The following is a 1,776-nucleotide window of genomic DNA, read 5'->3' as shown; positions in this document are numbered from 1 at the left end:
GCTGCGCGCGCCGCTGTCCTGCCGTTCCCGAGAAACGCCCATGTCCAGCCTCGCAATAAAAGAAGTGAGACACCCTAGACAGTTTAGATATCTGCTCGAGGACGCCCGCCGCGATTGGCAAGCGCTTGGCGGCATCGCGCTCGACATTCAGCCGCTCTCCAAGATCAAGCCCGAAGCAAAGATCCGGCAGGCTGATGGCATCCTGTTTGCCTCCTATGCCACGCTGCGCAGCGGCACTGGCGAGAAGACCCGCCTTCAGCAGTTGCTCGAATGGCTGACCCCGGAATTCGACGGTGTGATCCTGTTCGACGAGGCGCACGCAATGGGCGGTGTGGCCGGCGGTGAAGGTCGCTTCGGCGCGACCAAAGGCTCGCAGCAGGGCATCGTCGGTGTCGAATTGCAGAACCGCCTGCCGCGCGCCCGCGTGATCTACGCCTCGGCCACGGGGGCGTCCGACGTGAACAATCTGGCCTATGCCACGCGGCTTGGCCTGTGGGGTGAAGGCACGGCGTTTCCTGATCGTACCTCCTTTATCGCCCGCATTCGCGAAGGCGGTATTGCTGCGATGGAACTGGTCGCCCGCGAGCTGAAGGCGATGGGCGTCTACACGGCGCGCGCGCTCTCCTACGCCGGCGTCGAGTATGACATCCTCGAACATGCGCTGACCCCGCGCCAGATCGCGGACTTCGATGCCTATGCCGATGCCTGGGCGATCATCCATCGCAACCTTGAGGCGGCGCTGGGCGCATCGGGCGTTACCGATCCACTCGAAGGCAAGACCCTCAATGGTCAGGCCCTGTCGGCGGCCCGCTCACGCTTCGAGAGTTCGAAGCAGCGGTTCTTCGGCCAGCTCCTGTTATCGATGAAGCTGCCCTCGCTGCTTCCTGCCATCGAGGAGGCGCTGGCCACCGACCACAGCGTCGTTATCCAACTGGTCTCGACGGCAGAAGCCTTGCTCGACCGACGCCTTGCCGATCTTTCGGCCGAGGATCGCGCCGAGATCCAGCTCGACCTTTCGCCTCGCAAGATCGTTGCCGACTATCTCGACAATGCCTTCCCGACGCGCGCCATGGAAAGCTATTGGGACGAGGACGGCAATGAACGCTCCCGCCCTATGGTCGATGAGGCAGGCAATCCGGTCTACTCACAAGAGGCCCTAAGGATCAAGGCCGAGACACTGGAACTGCTGGGCGCGCTGCCGCCGATCGTCCCCGCGCTCGATGCCATCATCTCCCGGTTCGGCACCGATGCCGTGGCCGAAATCACCGGCCGCACGCGCCGCCTCGTGACCTTGCCCGATGGCAGCCAGCGGCTTGAATCCCGCACTCCCAATCAGTCGCTGGCAGACGCCAACGCGTTTATGGGCGGGGCCAAGCGCATCCTCGTTTTCTCAGATGCTGGCGGTACAGGGCGCTCCTACCACGCCAGCCTTGATGCCAAGAACCAGCAGCGCCGGATGCACTTCCTGCTGGAGCCTGGCTGGCGCGCCGACCGCGCCATTCAGGGGCTTGGCCGCACCAACCGCACCCATCAGGCCTCCGCGCCGGTGTTCCGCCCAGTCACCACCGATTGCCGCGGCGAGCGGCGGTTCATCTCGACCATCGCCCGCCGCCTCGATGCGCTCGGCGCACTGACGCGCGGCCAGCGGCAGACGGGCGGGCAGAACCTGTTCGATCCAGCTGATAGTCGGGTAGGTGCGGCCCATTGCTGGGCCGCACCCCCCTAAGAACCGGACGTGCTGCTTTCGCAGCATCCGGCTCAAGCCTCTTCCAAGCC

The 1,776-nt window shown here is 64.8% G+C and carries 1 protein-coding gene; it reads left to right on the top strand.

Going from position 1 to position 1,776, the window contains the following annotated elements; genetic code table 11:
* Positions 1–1,726: strawberry notch-like NTP hydrolase domain-containing protein (locus BGP00_RS08210; RefSeq protein ID WP_292925737.1), on the top strand; the 1,726-nt coding region annotated here is incomplete at its 5' end.
* Positions 1,727–1,776 lie beyond the last annotated feature (50 nt).

The sequence above is a fragment of the Novosphingobium sp. 63-713 genome (genome assembly GCF_001898925.1).
Lineage (GTDB): Bacteria > Pseudomonadota > Alphaproteobacteria > Sphingomonadales > Sphingomonadaceae > Novosphingobium.
Note: the sequence above shows the minus strand (reverse complement) of the source record. Positions and strands in the feature narration are given on the sequence as shown.